Origin of the sequence: Rubneribacter badeniensis, from assembly GCF_002899695.1 — a bacterium.
Classification (GTDB): Bacteria; Actinomycetota; Coriobacteriia; order Coriobacteriales; family Eggerthellaceae; genus Rubneribacter; species Rubneribacter badeniensis.
In genome coordinates this window covers 1-15,741 of sequence record NZ_PPEL01000030.1, presented here as the reverse complement: position 1 = coordinate 15,741, position 15,741 = coordinate 1, and the positions used below count along the sequence as shown (strand labels likewise).

Below are 15,741 nucleotides of genomic sequence, written 5' to 3'. Positions count from 1 at the left end.
CGTGGGCGGGGCTGCCCGCCTGCCGAGATCGAAGAGATCTGCGCGGCATCGGACGGGGCTTTGCGCGGCGGGCCGGCCCGCCTACGTCGATCTTGGTTCAGATGGACGGCGTTTTTTTGTGTCGGAACGGGGCTGGTCGCTGCAATATGCGGGACGGAGCCCCCCCCCCGCACGCCGCAGCCGCCCATGTGCTGCACTAGTCCGTACATCGCAGAAAGCCTTGGATCAGGAGGCGCATTTTCCCGTGGGCGGTTCTTTCCGCGCCGTCTGCCGGAAAAGTTACGGATTATGAATTCGTAACACTATAGCGAAGCCTTCTCTGCTATAGTGTGTTACGCAATTTAAGTTCGTAACACTCAAGGAGGGGAGACGGATGGATTTGATCACGCGTAGGCAGTTCGCGCAGCTGGCGGGCACGGGAGTGGTGGCGCTGTCGCTCGGCGGCGTGTTGGCGGGGTGCGCGGGCGGCTCGGGCGGCTCCGGTTCCGACGGCTCGAAGGGCTCCGACGACGCGGCGGGTGGCGCACGGCCCTCGCAGGTCATCGTGTCCATGACGCCCGGCTCCGAGCCGGCGGCCGGATTCGACCCGCTCGTGTCGTGGGGCTGCGGCGAGCACGTGCACGAGCCGCTCATCCAGTCGACGCTCATCGTAACCGACGCCGACCTCAACTTCAAAAACGACCTCGCCACGTCCTACGAATGCTCGGAAGACGGCATGACGTGGACGTTTGGGATCCGCGACGACGTGCGGTTCACCGACGGACAGCCGCTGACGGCGCACGACGTGGCCTTCACCATCAACGGCATCGTCAACGCGGAGGCGTCCGAGTGCGACCTGTCGATGGTGCGGGAGGCCGTGGCCGTCGATGACGCGACGGTGGAGATACACATGAGCAAGCCGTTCAACGCGCTTTTGTACACGCTGGCCGTGGTGGGCATCGTGCCCGAGCACGCCTACGGCGAGGGTTACGGCGCGAACCCCGTCGGCAGCGGGCGCTACCTGCTCGAGCAGTGGGACAAAGGCCAGCAGGCCATCCTCGTGGCGAATCCCGACTACTACGGCGAGGCGCCGAAGATGGAGCGCGTCGTGGTGGTGTTCATGGAGGAGGACGCCTCGCTTGCCGCGGCGCAGTCCGGCCAGGTGGATGTGGCCTATACAGCGGCAACGTACGCCGCCAACCAGCCGGCGGGCTACGATCTGCTCAACTGCGCGTCCGTCGATTCGCGCGGCATCTCCCTTCCGTGCGTCCCTGCGGGCGGCACCAAAAGCGACGAGGGCGGCGAGTACGCTGTCGGAAACGACGTGACCTGCGACCTCGCCGTGCGTCAGGCCATCAACTACGGCATCGACCGCGAGAGGATGATCGAGAACGTGCTGAACGGCTACGGCACCGTGGCCTACAGCGTGGGTGACGGCATGCCGTGGTCCTCGCCCGACATGCGGTGCGAAACAGACACCGAGAAGGCCAAGCGTCTGCTCGACGACGCGGGCTGGGTGCTCGGCGCGGACGGCGTTCGCGAGAAGGCGGGCGTGCGCGCCTCGCTTTCGCTGTACTATGCGGCTGGCGACTCCGTGCGTCAGGCCATCGCCGCCGAGTTCGCCGACCAGATGGAAGGGCTCGGCATCGAAGTGAACGTCAAAGGGGCGAGCTGGGACGATCTTTATCCTCACCAGTTCACCGATCCGGTGGTGTGGGGCTGGGGCACCAACGCCCCGGTGGAGACGTACAACCTGCTCTACTCGCAAGGCTCGGGAAACTACGCCTGCTACGAGAACGCCGCAGTGGACGACTACCTCGACGAGGCGCTGAGCAAGCCGAACGTGGGGGATTCCTTCGATCTGTGGAAGAAGGCGCAATGGGACGGGGCGACGGGCGCGGCCCCGCAGGGAGACGCCCCCTGGGTGTGGTTCGCCAACGTCGACCATTTGTACTTCGTGAGGGAAAGCCTCAAGGTGGCCGAGCAGAAGCCGCATCCCCATGGGCACGGCTGGTCGCTCGTCAACAACGTCGACCAGTGGAGCTGGGCCTAGGGGCCCGTCCGCTTGTCGGCAGCCGGAACTGTCCGATGCTGCGGGGCGCGATGCGTCTCGCTCCGCTCCCTGGTCGTCTGCCCTCGCGCGCGAAGCGGGGGCAGGGCGGGGTGCCCCGCCGCCTATCGTCGGCATCGTTGGAAAAGTGAGGTTGCGGTATCGTCCATGCTTCGTTTCATCGCCCGTAACATAGTCAAGTTCGTCCTGCTCATGCTGGCGGTGAGCCTGGTGACGTTCGTGCTGGTGAGCGTATCTCCCATCGATCCGGTGCAGGCGAACGTGGGGCAGGCGGCCTATGTCAACATGAGCGAGGCCAAGCGCGCCCAGCTGGCCGAGTACTGGGGTGCGAACACACCTCTGTGGGAGCGCTACGCCAGCTGGCTTGCGGCCGCTGCGCAAGGCGACCTCGGCACGTCGCTGCGCTACAACGCGCCGGTGGCCGACGTCATCGCCGCCCGCGCGCTCAACTCGCTCGCGCTCATGGCCACGGCCTGGGTGGCGAGCGGCGTTCTGGGCTTCGCGCTCGGCATCCTCGCCGGCGCGAACCGGGGGCGCCTCGTCGATCGCGTCGTGAAAGGCTACTGCTTCCTTCTGGCCTCGGTGCCCACGTTCTGGCTGGGGCTCGTGTTCCTTATCGTGTTCTCGGTATGGCTCGGATGGTTCCCGTTCGGGTTCTCGGTGCCCATTGGCGTGGCGGCGTCCGACGTGACGCTGGCCGACGCGCTGCGCCACCTCGCGCTGCCGGCGCTCACGCTGTCGGTGACGGGGGTGGCGAACATCGCGCTGCACACACGCGAGAAGACCATCGACGTGCTGGAAAGCGACTACGTGCGCTTCGCCCGTGCGCGAGGCCTCGGCACATGGGGCGCGCTGCGCCATCACGGTCTGCGCAACCTCGCACTGCCGGCGCTCACGCTGCAGTTCGCGTCCATCTCGGAGATCTTCGGCGGGTCGGTGCTCGTGGAGCAGGTGTTCTCGTATCCGGGCCTCGGACAGGCGGCCGTGACGGCGGGCCTCGGCGGCGACGTGGCGCTGCTCGCGGGCATCGCCGTGCTGTCGGCGGCGTTCGTGTTCGGCGGCAACCTCGTGGCGAACGTGCTGTACGGCGCGGTCGATCCGCGCATCCGTCGCGGCGAAGGGAGCGGAGCTCATGCGTGAGAAGCCGTTCGCGCGAGCTCGCCGCGCAGGGTCTTTCGGTCGCGTTCGAGAAGACGGTTGGGCTGCTGCTTGCGAGGGCGACGGCGCGCCCCGCATCGCGCCGTCGGGGGATTCCTCCGGGATTCGGGCCGCCTCGACCGGGGACGGCGCGGCCGCCGCGGCCGAGGGCTCCCGCGTCGCGACGCCCGCCGCCGCCCCCTCGCCTTCGGCTCCCTCGCTCTTCGGCTCGCGTGCCGAGGTGCTGCACCGTCCGCGCGCGGCGCGGATGGGCAACCGCGCGCTCACGCTGGCCGCCCTGGCGCTCGCCGTGGCGGCGCTTTCGGCCGTCGTGGTGTCCGGAGCGCTCGTCGCCGACGCGGCCACGGCTACGGATTTCTCGCAGAAGAACCTCGCTCCCAGCTGGGCGCACCCCTTCGGCACCGATTGGATGGGGCGCGACATGCTCCTGCGCACGCTGGCGGGCCTGTCCACGAGCGTGCTCGTGGGGCTTTTGGCGGCCGGGGTGTCGGCGGCGATCGCGCTCGTTCTGGGCGCTGCGGCCGCGCTCGGGGGCAGGCGGGTCGATGCGGCGGTCACCTGGCTCATCGACCTGGTGATGGGCGTGCCGCACATCGTGCTGCTCATTCTCGTCTCGTTCGCGCTCGGAAAGGGCGCGCTCGGCGTCACCGTCGGCGTGGCCGTCACGCACTGGCCGAGCCTCGCGCGCGTCGTCCGCGCCGAGATCCTGCAGTGCAGGCAGTCCGCGTTCGTGGCCACCGCGCGCAAGCTGGGGCAGGGGCCGGTGCGCATCGCTACGAGGCACATGCTGCCCTACGTGCTGCCTCAGTTCATCGTGGGGCTCATCCTGCTGTTCCCCCACGCCATCCTGCACGAGGCCGCCATCACGTTCCTCGGCTTCGGCCTGCCGCCCGAGCAGCCGGCCATCGGCGTGATCCTCAGCGAATCGATGGGCTACCTCTCGGCCGGCATGTGGTGGCTCGCGGTGTTTCCGGGCCTTGCGCTCATCGCGTGCGTGCTCTTGTTCGACGGGGCGGGGTCGAGCCTGCGCAAGCTCGTCGACCCGCATAGCGCGCAGGAATAAGGTGGAGGGAGGCGAGATGGACGACATGGCCGAAGAGCAGCATGAGCGCACGTGCCATAGGGACGCGCAAACGCACCATCGCCACACGCACGCTGCGGGATCGCGTCACGAGGGCGGTCACCACTTGCTGCAGGTAGAGGGGCTTGAGGTGGGCTTTCGCATGTACGACGAGGACGCGCCGTTCTTCCGGGCGAAGCGGCGCGTCGTGCCCGTCATCGAGGACATGAGCATTTCGGTGCACGCCGGCGAGATCGTGGCGGTGGTGGGCGCGTCGGGCTCGGGCAAGACGCTTCTGGTCGATGCCGTCTTCGGGCTGTTCGAGTCGAATGCCGTCGTGCGCGGCCGCATCTGGTTCGACGGCGTGCGGCAGGACGCCGCGTCGCTTTCGCGCCTGCGCGGGCGCGGCATCTCGCTCGTGCCGCAAAGCGTGAACCACCTCGACCCGCTCATGAAGGTGGGCCGGCAGGTGGAGGGGTTCGCCCGGTCCGGCGTTTCGCCCTCCGCGCGCCGAGCGCGCCGCAGGGAGCTGTTCGCGCGCTACGGTCTGGACGAGGAGACGGCGGGCCTTTATCCCCATCAGCTGTCGGGCGGCATGGCGCGCCGCGTGCTTCTGTGCTGCGCGCTCATGGACGACCCGCGCATCATCGTCGCAGACGAGCCCACGCCCGGCCTCGACCTCGATCTGGCCGTGCGCGCGCTCGAAGACTTCCGCGCTTTCGCGGACGCGGGCGGCGGCGTGCTGCTCGTCACCCACGACATCGAGCTCGCGCTGCGCGCGGCCGACCGTGTGGCGGTGTTCAAGGACGGCACCGTCATCGAGGAGACGGCGGTTGCGAGCTTTGCCTGCCCCGACCTGCTGGCGCACCCGTTCAGCCGTGCGCTGTGGCACGCGCTTCCCGAGCATGGTTTCGCGGCGGGGGAGCCGGAAGCGCTCGGGGCGGCCGCGATGGCGTCGGGCTGCGCGTCGGGGGTTCCGGCGGATGAATCGGCGCCGGGGGCTGCGGGGGCCCCAGCGCCCGATACGGGGGCCGTCTTGCGCTGCTCGCCGCAGGATGCGGACGCGCGCCGCCCGCCTTCTCGTCGGCGGCGCGCGTCCGGAAAGGAGGCGGGTCGCGCGCTCGAGGCGCGCGACGTCACCTATGCGCATCCCGGCGCGTCTGCTCCCCTGTACCGCGGTTTCAACATGGCCGTGCGGCCTGGCGAGCGCGTGGCCCTGAGCGCGCCCTCTGGCTTCGGCAAGACGACGCTCTGCCGCCTGCTCGCCGGTTACGAGCGCCCCCAGGCGGGAAGCGTCCTCGCGGACGGCGTGCCGCTGCCGAAGCGCGGCGCATGCCCCGTGCAGCTCGTTTTCCAACATCCCGAGAAGGCCGTCGACCCGCGCATGCGCATGGCGCGGACGCTGGAGGAGGCGGGAGACGTGTCCGAGCGGATGCTCGACGACCTGGGCATTCGGCGGGAATGGCTGCGGCGGTACCCGCATGAGCTGTCGGGGGGCGAGTTGCAGCGCTTCTGCATCGCCCGCGCGTTGGCCGCGAACCCGTGCTACCTCGTGGCCGACGAGATATCGACTATGCTCGACGCCGTCACGCAAGCCCAGATCTGGCGTTTCCTTGCGGATGAGGTCGATCGCCGCGGCATCGGCCTTGTGTTCGTATCGCATTCGCCGGCGCTCGTCGACCGCATCGCCACCCGCGTGGTGCGCCTGGACGCCCTGGACGGCTGACCTGCGCGCACCGCGTTCGGATCGCACGCGAGGCTTTGGTGCAAGAACGGTTGCGAAAGGCGAGCGATCGTGATGGGGGCGTGCGACGGATTTGCGGCTTGATGCCGCCTTGCGCGCCGTTTGGGATTCGCGCCCTCTTCCACCGACTGCGTCCTGGTCGTTTCCCGGCTGTGTCCTTCATATTTCTGGTTGACTATATTTCGAAAACAGAATAATATGGGCAGACCAGCCGGCGCCTTCGCGAGGGGTGCCTGACGGTTTGGACACAAACAAGGCACAGCGGAAAGAAGGGGATCCATGAAGAAGAAGCATATGCGCGGCATGCTTGTCGCCGTGTGCGCGTTCGCCCTGGCAGGGGCGTTCGCGCTCGCAGGCTGCTCGGGCACCGAGCAGAAGGCCGAGGAGCCGCAGCAGCCCGCCCAGGAGCAGCAGTCCGAGCCGAAGGAGGCCGTGGAGCTGCAGGTGTTCGCGGCCAACTCGCTGTCGAAGGCCATGGAGGAGGTCCAGGCCGCCTACATCGCCGACGGCCATGAGAACGTGTCATTCACCGACACGCAGTACAAGTCCTCCGGCGAGCTGAACGAGATGCTGGGCGCCGGCTCCTACGCCGACCTTCTGATCTCGGCGTCGAAGGGCTCCATGGACACGGCCGAGGAAGAGGGCTACACCGATGCCGCCACGCGCGTCGACATGTTCGTGAACGACCTCGTGATCGTCGCGAAGGAGGGCTCCGGCCTCTCCGACGTCGCGCTTGAGGACATCGCCGACGGCACCTACACCTTCTGCGTGGGCGACGAGTCCGTGCCGGCCGGCAACTACGCCTGCCAGGCTCTCTCCACCGTGGGCGTGTACGTCCCCGGCGCCGACGAGGAAGGCAAGACCGGCAAGGACATCTCCGGCAAGGGCGGCACGTTCGCCGAGGGCTACAGCCCCGTGCTCGACACCTCCGTGGGCAACGTGTGCAAGCACGCCCAGTCCGGCGACGTGGACGTGGCGTTCGTCTACGCCTCCGACGTGTACCGCTTCGGCGGCGTGGAGATCGTGGGCACGGTCCCCGGCGACACGCACAAGAACATCGTCTATCCCGGTGCGGTGACCTCGATCAGCGAGCATCCCGAGGAGACGCAGGAGTTCCTCGATTGGTGCCTGACGAGCGAGAAGGCCCAGGAGATCTGGCAGAACTGGGGCTTCGAGCTGGCGTAGGCCCGTCCAGGGCGTCTTGGCGGGGCGTCCGTTTTCAGGACGGTTGAGGCGATGACGGGGAGGACGGGCGTTTCGGCCCGTCCTCCCCGCGCGCGTTGGAAGACGAGATGCGAGGAGGGGAAGCGATGCGGACGAGAAGGCTGGTCGTTGCGTGCGCGCTTGCGGGCGCGCTTACGCTCGGGGGGCTTCCGGCGACGGCACCGCAGGCGTTCGCCGAAGACGCGCTGGGCGACGTCGACGCCCCGCGCACGGCGGCGGCCGCGGGCGCGCGCGGGGATGCGGGAGGCGAATCCGACGGGGACGCGGCTGCCGATGTGGCCGCGGGCGGCGAGGGCGGCGCGGTTGCGGCGGGCGAGGCGGCCGACGAGGCCGGGGCGCAGGCTGCGGGCGTGGAGGTGTCCAAGGACGGCGACGCCGCGCTCATCGAGGGCGCCGCGTTCGCCATCGGCGACTTCTCACGCGCCCAGAAAGGGACGAACCGCGAGGTGGGCGGCGCGTACCGCGGCTACTCGTATCTGGTGGGCAAGGAGGAGGGAGCCTTCGTGCAAGCGGTCGCGGTCGACGGCTGCGCGGTGGTCTACGTGCCCGCCGCTCAGGCCCAAAGGCTCGGCTTCGACGCGAACGACCCCGCCGACCAAGAGGCGCTGCGCCTGTGCCTCGTCGCCCTCGACGCCGGGCAGGCGGCGGGTTCGCTTGCGCTCTCCGACGTGGAGACGTGGCGCTTCACGAGCGACCCTGTCTGCGAGGTGGGCGCGATCCGCTTCGAGTTCGACCAGGTGGTGGACGGCAACGTGTACGCGTTCGTCATCGGCGCGGACGGCTCCGACCTCACAGATTCCGAGAACCCGAACTACGCGAAGCCCTCCTTTGCCGACTTCGGGCGGCTCGTCGCGCCCGGCGACGTGGAGATCGTCGCGGCGCCGACGGGTTTGGACGCGGCCGCCGAGTTTCTGCGCACGCTCGACTGGAGCCCCTTGTGGGTGACGCTCAAGACTACCGGCGTGGCCATCGTCATCATCTTCGTGCTGGGGCTTTTGGCGGCGTACTTCTGTCTGCACGTGTCGCAGCGGACCAAAAACGTCCTCGACAGCGTGTTCACCATCCCCATGGTGCTGCCGCCCACGGTGTGCGGCTTCGTGCTTCTGTGGCTGTGCGGGCGCAACACGGCGTTCGGCCAGTTCTTCATCGACATCGGGTTCCCGCTCATCTTCAGCTGGCCGGCCACGGTGATCGCCGCCGTGGTGGTGGCGTTTCCCCTCATGTACCGCAGCGCGCTCGGCGCGTTCGAGAACCTCGACCCCAACATGCTGGACGCGGCGCGCACGCTGGGGTGGAGCAACGCGCGGATATTCCTGCGGCTCATGCTGCCGCTGTCGTGGAGCTCCATCGCGGCGGGCACGGTGCTCGCGTTCGCCCGCGCGCTCGGCGAGTTCGGCGCGACGCTGTTCTTGGCGGGCAACTACCTGGGCGTCACGCGCACCATCCCCATCGCCATCTACTTCGAGTGGATGAACGGCAACGATGGCGTGGCGTGGTTCTGGACGGCCGTCATCATCGGGTTCAGCTTCGTGGTCATCCTGTTCATCAACCTGTGGAGCAGCCGCACGACGAAGTACCGCAAGAAGACCGAGGGCTAGGGGGTTCGCATGAGCTTGGAAGTGGACATCGAGAAGCGGTTCTCGGATTTCACCCTCGACGTGTCGTTCAAGGCCGGGGACGAGACGCTCGGGTTTCTGGGCGCGTCGGGCTGCGGCAAGAGCCTCACCCTGCGCTGCATCGCCGGCATCGAGACGCCCGACGCGGGCCGCATCGTCGTGAACGGGACGGTGTTCTTCGATCGCGCGGCGGGGTCGAAGCCGAAGGTGAACCTGAAGCCTCAACAGCGCAAGACGGCGCTTCTGTTTCAGAACTACATGCTGTTCCCGAACCTCACGGTGGCCGACAACGTGGGCGCGGGCATCGGCCGCGACGTGCCGAAGGACGAGCGCGACGAGCGCGTGGCGGCCGAGCTCAGGCGTTTCGGCCTGGAGGGGTTCGGCAAGCGCTATCCGGCGCAGCTCTCCGGCGGGCAGCAGCAGCGCGTGGCGCTCGCGCGCATGCTGGCGGCGCGACCGGGCATCCTCATGCTCGACGAGCCGTTCTCGGCCCTCGACGCGCATTTGAAGAGCGTGCTCGAGCAGAACCTGGTGAGCCTGTTCGACGCCTACCGTGGCACGGTGCTCTACGTGAGCCACGACATCGACGAGGCGTTGCGCTTCTGCGACCGCATCGCGGTGGTGGAGGCCGGGCGCATCATGGAGACGGGCACGGGGGAGGACCTTGTGAACCGCCCGCAGTCGACGGCGGGCATCAAGCTGTCGGGCTGCAAGAACGCCACGCCGGCCGAGCGTGTGGGCGAGCGGCGCGTGCGGCTGCCGAAGTGGGGCATCGAGGCGCAGACGCGCGAGGAGGTCCCTGCGGATGTGAAGACGCTCGGCGTGCGCGCGTTCTACCTCGAGCGCGCCGACGGACCCGGCGAGAACTGCTATCGCGTGCGCGTGGACCGCGTGAGCGATTCGCGCTTCGAGCGCACGGCGCTTCTGGGCTTCCTCGACCGCGATGCGAGCGCCGCGCCGGCGGTCGCGCGCACCGACGACGAGATGAAGTACCTCCACCAGCACCTGTTCTGGCGCGTCGACAAGCTGGCCGCGGCGCCCGAAGAGCTGCCGCGCGAGGGAGAGGAGCTGTGGATCCGCATACCGCCCGACAAGCTGTACCTCGTGTCGAAGTAGGGGGGGCTGCGGGGACGTGGGCGCACGGGCGCGGATCGGCGGGCCGGTGCGAGGACGGCCCGCCGGACGGCGGGGTGGCGCTTTTCGGTGGGATGTGGTCGCGTCCTCGGGCGAGTGTGGAGCGGCGGGCTGGTGTGAGGGCGGTTCGCTGGACGGGCGGGATACGGTCGATAGGGCCGCCAATGCCAAAAAAGCCGCCAATGCCAAGAAAAAATCTGAAAAGTTAGATAAAGGTGACCATAGCAACAGACAAGCCCGGTTTTTTGCGGTAAATGTTAGCTCGAGTTAATTCCAGAGAGGGGTGACGCCTTCGGAAGGCGCGTCCCAAGAAAGGAGTTTGCTGTGAGCAAACTGCAAACAACCAACCTGTCCCGTCGCGACTTCTTCAAAGCCGCCGCCGGTGCGACGATCGCCGTCGCCGCCGCCGGCAGCGTGCTGCCGAACGTCGGCGCGGGCAAAGCCTTTGCGGCGCAATCCGCTTCCGGACGGGCCGATGTCGTCGAGACTCGCACGGTGACGGGCAACGTGTACGTTGACAAAGCGGACACGCCCATCAAGAAGAACGCCTACCTCACCAATGACGGCAACCCGCCCTTCAACATGCCCACCTCTCCTGTCGAGGGGAATGCGACCCTCGAAGTCACTGCCGATGGGAAGAAGCTGCTGACGGTGCCCATCGTCAACGACACCTTCGGTGCCCTTTCCATCTCCGACGTCTCCACGGACGGCTCCGTTTCCGTTGTCGATGTCGCCATGGGGGATTGGACCGCTCCCAATTCATGGTCCACTCCCTATGAGCAGCGCATAACCTCCATCACGTTCGATGTGACGAACTTCGCCGGCGGCGCTGCCATCGCCACGTTCAGCCCGTGCAAGGAGTACGCTACGTTCCCTCTTTACAAGGGCGACAAGGATTGGGATCTGCACCTCATCGCCGAGCTGTAGGGATGTTGTTCGAGGCGGGAGCGGTGGCAGAATGGCCGAACGGCTCGAATAAGCATTGAGCGACTGCATGCCCGAGGGTGGAAGCGCCGCGTTTCCACCCTCGGGACGTCGCTCTTTCTAGCTGGTTTCCCCATACGTTCGGAAGATGGAAGCTGGCAGGATCTGATCGTTGCGGCAACGCCATCGAATTCTCTTCGATCTGATGAAAGAAGTGTGATCGTGCAATCTAAAACTACATCGAGAGCCCTTGACGTCAAACGGCTTGCCCTCGCTGTTTTTCTGTCGGGTGTTTTGGCGTTCGGCCAAATACCGGTTATCGCCTATGCCGACGAATCCAACCAAGATGCATCTGCCTCGTTCGAGCAGGGGAACTCGCTAGACGACGACGCTCGAAGCAATGAAGCTGAATCCACCGGGGAAGAGGCGTCGCCCGTTGAGGGGGATGCCGTTGCGGGTGGAGAGAGCTCGACATCTGGCGAGGTCGAGGGCGATTCTGAAAACGGCGGATCTTCTTGCGGGGCGCAAGAGGGCCAAGCCTGCGAAGGGGCTTCGGATGAGGTCGAACAGGGGGTTGAGCCTTCGGGTTCGGCCAAGAAGGCAGACGAGCGAGATCGCAACGAGCGGACGGATGCGCAGGACGCCGTGGTCGAGCAATCGCCGGAAGCCGACGACGGTCTTGGCGAGGACGAGCAGGGGGCGCCTGAAAGCCTTGCGCTGCTCATGTCCGCTTCTCCTCGGGATGCGGAATCCGACCGCATCCATTCCTCGGTCGAAAGCCTTGCGGAGGGAACGTACACCGTAAGCGCCAACGTGTCCATGATGACCCCCATTCCGGGAGTGCGCGGATACACGACCAACCCCCTCAATCCCGAAAGCATCGGCGGTGCCGGCGGCATCCCCAATATGCCCAAGACCAACAACGCCACGCTTGTGGTGGACTCCGATGGTTCGTGCGTGCTCACGGTCGATCTGGTGAATCCGGTCTTTACGATTCAGCAGGTTGGAGACGGCTCGACGATAACGGTCCTCGATTACGAAACCTCTCCGATCGAGCAGAAAGACGGCGATGAGGAGTACAATCAAGGGCTTGCAAATGCGGGCATCAGCACGCGCATTTCTCAGTTGACCTTGCAGCTGAAGGACTTGAGCGGCGTTTACGTGCTTGAAAACTGCAAGGAGTACGCCACCACGCTGGGCACGAGCGATCCGGACAACGGCAGGCTTTCCAACGATCTTGACGTCGATGTCGACTTGGCAAACGCGGTTCGCCATATCGAAGGGGATTATGAGAAAACTTTCACCGACGAATCGACGGGGGTGTCCGTTCGCGTCGCCGCCGAAGAGGGATCTGATCTCATTCCCGTTTTGGAGACAGCCCAACTTTCCGTAGGAAAGATCGAAAGCGGTTCTGCGTACGAGAGCGTCAAGGCTTCCTTGGCTCAGAAATACCGGGAGAGCCCAGCGTTCGCCCTGTATTCCGTTCAACTTGTGGCGAACGGGGAGGCCGTTTCCTTTGAAGGCGGCGCGGAGGTGCGGGTGGGCATTCCCGCTTCGGCAGACGGTTCCAAAGCATTCTCTTTCGACGGCGCGATTCTCGGCGATCTGGACGTCTCTTTCCAGGATGGCGCACTGTCGTTCGACGTGTCGAAGCTGGGGTACTTTGTTCTCGTGGACGCCGGCCAATCCGTCGAGGAATGGGCATGGTCGTACGTGTCGTCGGATCTCTCGACGGGCGTGTCGTTCGGATATGCGACGGATGGCAAGTTCGATGGCGTCATCATGGGAGGAACCGAAGATCAGGGTGCCATGTACCTCGATTGGTACAAGGATTATTTCGCATACTATTACTCCGATGCCGCCGATTCCTCGGCGACGCAGTCTGCTTTGGATTTGATCGGCGAACTCGAAGACATCGAGAACCCTGCGATATCGGGAATGTACAGCGCCGGATGGTCTATCGAGTTGATGATGGGCGCTCCCGTAACGCCCTTCGGAGACAACTACAGTTTTCTATCGGAGAGAAACCCCGCTTGGATGTCCGTCCCGATAAGCAGCGGCTCCTCGGTCGTGTACTACGCTTACGGCACGGTGGGGTCGGGCATCACTTCCGTCAAGAAGATCGATGCGAGTTTTGAGCAGAATCGCGCTTTGGTTTACCTGACCAAGGAGAGCACGGGCTTTGAGAACCCCGTTCTCCCACTGTTCAATGCGGCTTCGGGGGCAGAGGGGAACACGGGCGGGCCGCAGAGCGAGACAACGCCCATCGGGTACATCGTCGTTGCCGACGAGGCTCCCCAGCCTATCGAGAAACCCCTTGCGGCGTCCGATCTCGTTTACAACGGGCAAGAGCAGACCGGCGTCGAGCAAGGCGAAGGATACGATCTGACGGGCGAGGCCTCTGCCGTCGACGCTGGAACGTATACGGTGCTGGCCACACCCAAGGACGGATACGTGTGGGCTGACGGGGGAAGCGAAACCGTTCCCTTGCAGTACACCATCGAGAAAGCCGAGCTGACGGCTGCGTACGCGGGCGAAGAGATTCCCGAGAACAGAAAACCTGCGCTCGAAGTCCTGGTTTCCGGATTCGTCAACGGAGAGACAGCTGAAACCGCAAAGGATTACGTGGCTCCCACGGTTTCCGCGCCCGAGCGCATTGAGGAAGGGCGAGAGTACGAGTTGGTGCCCGAAGGCGGCAGCGCTGCCAATTACTCGTTCTCCTACCTTCCCGGTTTGCTGAAAGTGACGAAAGCCGAGAAGCTTACGCCGGGCACGTACGCCATCACGGCGAATCTGAGCATGCCGGGAGAGTACAACCCGCTGATCGCGGGGTTGACGGTGTATGCGAACAGCCCGGACAATCCTTTCGGGAAATACGATGAAAACGATCCGGCCGAAGTGGGCGGCGGCGTGCCCTCCTCGCCGAAGAGCATGAACGCGACGCTCGTCGTGGGCGAGGACGGCACGAGGACGCTGGTGCTGCCCATCAAGAACCCCGTGTTCACCACGCAGGATTTGGGCGTGTGCGAAGAGCTGAGCAACGTGCAGGTGGAGTGGACGACGCCGTACAGCTTGGACGAATATCCGACGGGAAGGTATGCTCCCGACGGCGCGGGCGCCGACGACGGCTATCCCGGGCGCATTCACAAGATGTCGGCAGAGCTGACCGACGGTTTGGAAGAGGGCGTGGCGACCTACGTCTTCACCGGCAGCCATCTGTACGCGACGCCTTTGGACGCGGATATCAGGCCGAGCGGCGACACCGCCTTGAAGCTGGAGGTCGACTACTCGGATTTGGAGAGGGTGAGCGATTCCACGGAGGTTCCCGCCCTCGACCCGACGAATCCGAACGACGGGGGCGACAACACCGGCGGCGGGGACAATCCCGGCGGCAACACCGGCGGGGGCGACAACCCTGGCGGGAGCACCGGTGGCGGCTCGGGCTCGGGCGGCGGCTCGGGTTCCGGCTCGGGCTCCGGCTCGGGCGGCGCGGCCAACGGGCAGGTTTCGGTGACCGACGACGGGCTGCTGGCGGCGGGCACGTACACGGTGTCGGCCAACATCTGGTTCGACAAGGCCACCACGGGGCTGCCGCTGAACCCGCACATCACGAACAGCGCGTTCCCGCCGAAGGATCCCGTGCAGAAGAACGCGACGCTGCGGGTGGATTCCTCGGGCCGCGCGCAGGTGACGGTGCCCATCGTCATCCAGTCGCGCATCATGTCGGTGAAGTCGATCTCCGGGCTGAACATCGTGGATTCCAGCAGCTCGGGCGGCGGCCTGAGCAGCATCACCGTGGATCTGGGCGTGCTGCGGGGCTCCGACACCGTGGTGACCAAGAGCTGCAGCGCCAGCGTGCACATCGGAGACTTGGCGATGACCATCGCGGGCGGCATCTTCAACGGGCAGCGGGACTTCACGTGGAATGCCACGTTCCAGATGAACTTCACCGGCGTGCCGAACTCCGGCGGCGGCACCCTGCCCGCCGAGGCGCTGGCGGCGCTGAGCGGCATGGACGGCGTGGCCGACGAGGCTGCGGCCGAAGCGGAGGCTTTGTCGGCGTTGGAGGACGGTTCGGCGTCTTCGCCTAACGCGACGCGCGGATCCGGCTCGTCGCGCAAGGGCACGACCAAGAACGGCGCGGAGGCTGCCGTGGAGGCGCTGTCCCAGAACCCGGCGCTGGCCGTGGCCGTGGGCTTCGTGGGCGGGGCCGCCGTGGCGGGCGGCGCCGTGGCCGGAACCCTGGCCTACCGCAACCGCAAGAAGATCGCGAGCTAGCAAGACGGCCGCGAGCTGGCAAGGCGACCGCGAGTTGGCAAGAAGGCCGCGAGGTAAGCACGGCCAGCCGACTTCGGCTCGCCAAGGGGGAGGCCCTTCGGGGCCTCCCCCTTTTTTCGTCCTCATAACTCCTGTTCCAGGCGCTAACTGAGCGAGTTGGACCGTTTTGAATTAGCGAGTTGGACGGATTTTATTTGGGGAGTTGGACGAGGATGGGGGTTCGGGTTGGGGCTCGCGTCGGCGGCTGGACGGGCTGGATGATAAAGAAGTGATAAAGAGAAACCCGCTTCGAGTCTATCGTTTTCGCAGGTGGGCTCTTCTCCGGAGGTGAAAACCCCGCAAAAATGATTTTCAGCGATAAAGAGAATCGCGCTGAAGGTTGGATGGGCGCGGGGGCTTCTTTCTAGGCAAATGTTCGCAAAGCGTAAAGGGGGTGCGGACAAAAAGTTGGACACTCCGGTGTCCGGATTGGAGTCCGCATGTACCCGTTGGAGACCAGGGAGCTCGCCGTGGAGGCCGTCGCGGCGGGGTTCAGCCTGACCGAGGCGGCCGA

At 66.1% G+C, this 15,741-nt stretch carries 9 protein-coding genes; all 9 read left to right on the top strand.

Annotated features, from left to right (window positions below; all coding sequences use genetic code 11):
- Nucleotides 1–373: 373 nt before the first annotated feature.
- The 9 genes from C2L80_RS06530 to C2L80_RS06485 all read left to right on the top strand — a co-directional run bounded on the left by C2L80_RS06530 (nt 374) and on the right by C2L80_RS06485 (nt 15,188).
- Nucleotides 374–2,032: an ABC transporter substrate-binding protein gene (locus C2L80_RS06530; protein ID WP_087198207.1), complete on the top strand. Its 1,659-nt coding sequence runs from the start codon at nt 374–376 to the stop codon at nt 2,030–2,032.
- Between the two features lie 165 nt (nt 2,033–2,197).
- A complete protein-coding gene (locus tag C2L80_RS06525) occupies nt 2,198–3,190 on the top strand; it encodes an ABC transporter permease (RefSeq protein WP_092197692.1) in 993 nt (330 codons plus the stop codon).
- Nucleotides 3,183–4,271, top strand: a complete 1,089-nt coding sequence (locus tag C2L80_RS06520; RefSeq protein ID WP_239938758.1) for an ABC transporter permease — start codon at nt 3,183–3,185, stop codon at nt 4,269–4,271. The genes C2L80_RS06525 and C2L80_RS06520 overlap by 8 nt, the downstream gene beginning before the upstream one ends.
- A gap of 16 nt (nt 4,272–4,287) precedes the next feature.
- Nucleotides 4,288–5,994 (top strand): ABC transporter ATP-binding protein, encoded by a 1,707-nt coding sequence (locus C2L80_RS14570; RefSeq protein ID WP_275668739.1) that lies wholly within the window; start codon nt 4,288–4,290, stop codon nt 5,992–5,994.
- 297 nt (nt 5,995–6,291) lie between these two features.
- Entirely contained in the window at nt 6,292–7,197 is a 906-nt protein-coding gene (locus tag C2L80_RS06505; protein ID WP_087198211.1) for a molybdate ABC transporter substrate-binding protein, read from the top strand.
- 125 nt (nt 7,198–7,322) lie between these two features.
- Nucleotides 7,323–8,834 (top strand): molybdate ABC transporter permease subunit, encoded by a 1,512-nt coding sequence (gene modB / locus C2L80_RS06500; protein ID WP_087198212.1) that lies wholly within the window; start codon nt 7,323–7,325, stop codon nt 8,832–8,834.
- 9 nt (nt 8,835–8,843) lie between these two features.
- Nucleotides 8,844–9,968 (top strand): sulfate/molybdate ABC transporter ATP-binding protein, encoded by a 1,125-nt coding sequence (locus C2L80_RS06495; RefSeq protein WP_087198213.1) that lies wholly within the window; start codon nt 8,844–8,846, stop codon nt 9,966–9,968.
- A 342-nt stretch (nt 9,969–10,310) separates the two neighbouring features.
- Nucleotides 10,311–10,913 (top strand): twin-arginine translocation signal domain-containing protein, encoded by a 603-nt coding sequence (locus C2L80_RS06490; RefSeq protein WP_087198215.1) that lies wholly within the window; start codon nt 10,311–10,313, stop codon nt 10,911–10,913.
- Between the two features lie 219 nt (nt 10,914–11,132).
- Entirely contained in the window at nt 11,133–15,188 is a 4,056-nt protein-coding gene (locus C2L80_RS06485) for an MBG domain-containing protein (protein ID WP_129589909.1), read from the top strand.
- The last annotated feature ends 553 nt before the right edge of the window (nt 15,189–15,741 follow it).

What these genes read in the sequence shown, in the direction of transcription:
- C2L80_RS06530 (WP_087198207.1), top strand. Translation starts at nt 374, where the DNA reads ATGGATTTGATCACGCGTAGGCAGTTCGCGCAGCTGGCGGGCACGGGA.
- C2L80_RS06525 (WP_092197692.1), top strand. Translation starts at nt 2,198, where the DNA reads ATGCTTCGTTTCATCGCCCGTAACATAGTCAAGTTCGTCCTGCTCATG.
- C2L80_RS06520 (WP_239938758.1), top strand. Translation starts at nt 3,183, where the DNA reads ATGCGTGAGAAGCCGTTCGCGCGAGCTCGCCGCGCAGGGTCTTTCGGT.
- C2L80_RS14570 (WP_275668739.1), top strand. Translation starts at nt 4,288, where the DNA reads ATGGACGACATGGCCGAAGAGCAGCATGAGCGCACGTGCCATAGGGAC.
- C2L80_RS06505 (WP_087198211.1), top strand. Translation starts at nt 6,292, where the DNA reads ATGAAGAAGAAGCATATGCGCGGCATGCTTGTCGCCGTGTGCGCGTTC.
- modB (WP_087198212.1), top strand. Translation starts at nt 7,323, where the DNA reads ATGCGGACGAGAAGGCTGGTCGTTGCGTGCGCGCTTGCGGGCGCGCTT.
- C2L80_RS06495 (WP_087198213.1), top strand. Translation starts at nt 8,844, where the DNA reads ATGAGCTTGGAAGTGGACATCGAGAAGCGGTTCTCGGATTTCACCCTC.